Source organism: Candidatus Darwinibacter acetoxidans, assembly GCF_041936445.1.
GTDB lineage: Bacteria > Bacillota > Limnochordia > Darwinibacteriales > Darwinibacteriaceae > DTU010.
In genome coordinates, this window is record NZ_JBHGXH010000193.1 from 1 (window position 1) to 1,378 (window position 1,378).

The window sequence follows — 1,378 nt, forward strand, 5'->3', positions numbered from 1 at the left end:
CCGCGTGAAGTGTTTAAGCCCGCCGTTATCTTGGGCGCGGCTTCGGTTATACTTGTTCATAATCACCCCAGTGGTGATCCTTCTCCCAGTCAGGAGGATCGGGATGTGACCAAAAGACTTTCGGAGGCCGGCCATATTCTAGGAATAACCGTCCTGGATAGCTTAATTATCGGTGACGGTTGTTACTTCAGCTTTAAAGAGAAAGGCTTGCTTTAAATTACACGGCCCGCCGGGAGCCTATCCCGGCACCCATCACCCCCGGAAGGAGGGAAACAAATGTTTAGCGCCGGAAACATAAAGGCCGAAGTCAAAGGCCAGACCCTGCACCTGGAGATCGACCTGTCTAAGCGCCTGGGGCCGTCGGCCAGCGGTAAAACCGTTATCGTGGCCACCACCAGCGGCAACAAGCAGATCGAAGGATCGGACGTGATCCTGGGCCTGAACGCCTACGTCAAACGCTAAACCTTTCCCGCCCTGCCCCGGACCTGCGCCGGGGTAGTGGGGAGCGGTTGGCTCCGAAAACACGGTGCCCCCTGCCGGACCAGGGGGAAGGAGGTAATGAAATGAAAAAAGAATATCCCGAAACCGTTCTCCGCGCGGCATATGAGTACGTCCGCCGCCAAGGCCGGTCCGCACACCCAGACGGGCAATTCGATTCCGGCGGGCGCTGGTATCCGTCGGAATGTGAGGAACGGCCCTGCTGCTCTGGTATCCGCAGGCCATCCCGTGCGTGGCCTTACACGCTCATGTCTCACTGCCGCAGCATGGCGCACGTGGCCGCGCTGTATGACGTGGACGCCCGGGATGTCCACCGGGCCGTCCGCGCAGAAGCCTGGCGCGTGCTCCAGGCACAGGAGGTGCTCGGAAAATGATTAGCGCCCTTTCTATCGCTCTCCAGGCCGGGGTTCCTATTCTGGCCTGGGGACCGCCTGGAGTAGGGAAAACCGCCGTGATTACGGCGCTGGCCGCTTCCCTGTCTCTCCCGCTGGAGGTCGTTCTGGCCTCCATCCGGGAGCCGGCGGACTTCTCCGGCCTCCCCGTGATACGGGAGGACGGGGTAAAAATGGAAGCCCCTGCCTGGGCGCGTCGCTTGGCCCGGGAGGGCAAGGGGATCCTGTTCTTGGACGAGATCAGCACCGCGCCGCCGGCGGTTCAGGCCGCGCTGCTCCGCGTCGTGCTCGATCGCGTCGTGGGCGATCTGGAGCTGCCGCCCGCCGTGGCTGTCGTGGCCGCGGCGAACCCGCCCGAGCAGGCCGCCGGGGGCTGGGACCTGTCCCCGCCGCTGGCAAATCGCTTCTGCCATCTCACTTGGTCCCTGGATTCTCAGGCCTGGATCGACGGCATGATCCAGGGCTGGCCCGCGCCCCGTTTCGAGGCA

The 1,378-nt window shown here is 63.0% G+C and carries 4 protein-coding genes; all 4 read left to right on the forward strand.

Translation table 11 applies throughout. The annotated features are described in order from the left end of the window. On the forward strand, window positions 1-216 hold a 216-nt coding region (locus tag ACE4YL_RS07065; RefSeq protein ID WP_461369435.1), incomplete at its 5' end, for a JAB domain-containing protein. A 60-nt stretch (window positions 217-276) separates the two neighbouring features. Continuing rightward, on the forward strand, window positions 277-462 hold the full coding sequence (locus ACE4YL_RS07070; protein ID WP_461369436.1) for a hypothetical protein: 186 nt from the start codon (window positions 277-279) through the stop codon (window positions 460-462). Between the two features lie 101 nt (window positions 463-563). Continuing rightward, window positions 564-872, forward strand: a complete 309-nt coding sequence (locus tag ACE4YL_RS07075) for a hypothetical protein (protein ID WP_461369437.1) — start codon at window positions 564-566, stop codon at window positions 870-872. Then, on the forward strand, window positions 869-1,378 hold a 510-nt coding region (locus ACE4YL_RS07080), incomplete at its 3' end, for an AAA family ATPase (RefSeq protein ID WP_461369438.1). The genes ACE4YL_RS07075 and ACE4YL_RS07080, both read left to right, overlap by 4 nt.

Bases quoted from the DNA above. Each gene is read 5' to 3' on its own strand.
- ACE4YL_RS07075 (WP_461369437.1), top strand. From the start codon at position 564: ATGAAAAAAGAATATCCCGAAACCGTTCTCCGCGCGGCATATGAGTAC.
- ACE4YL_RS07070 (WP_461369436.1), top strand. From the start codon at position 277: ATGTTTAGCGCCGGAAACATAAAGGCCGAAGTCAAAGGCCAGACCCTG.